Below are 401 nucleotides of genomic sequence, written 5' to 3' on the forward strand. Positions count from 1 at the left end.
TGACCATGGCCCAGGTGGCATCTCTGAAATTCCAGGCAGTATCTGTGGAATTCACTCTTGATGCCTGCCCGTTTATTGGGTAAAGATGCATTGTGGAATGCATGCTGGGTAGTTTTTCGGCAAATTCAAGATGCTTCTTAACTGCTTCATCGGGAATTTCATTTACAAAATCTGCTTTCCAGAACCATTGCAATCCTTTGGGATAGAGTCCGTCAAACATAGATTGCAAAGTGGGGTAGGGCATAAATCCTGTATGGTCTAAAATGGGTTCTTTAAATTCTCTAATTACCCGAAATGTTTCTTTAGCCTCTTCTTTAGGCCCGGTATAGTTCCAAACAATGCCACACACTTTCTTCATGTGAAGATGTTCCGGAAAAGGCGGACCGGGAGGTACGGTCATA

The 401-nt window shown here is 43.4% G+C and carries 1 pseudogene; it reads right to left on the minus strand.

Annotated elements, in window-relative coordinates:
• A pseudogene (locus HC175_RS19735) lies at nt 1-358 on the minus strand (oxidoreductase); the annotation flags it as partial.
• Nucleotides 359-401: the final 43 nt, after the last annotated feature.

The sequence above is a fragment of the Salinimicrobium oceani genome, from assembly GCF_012037645.1.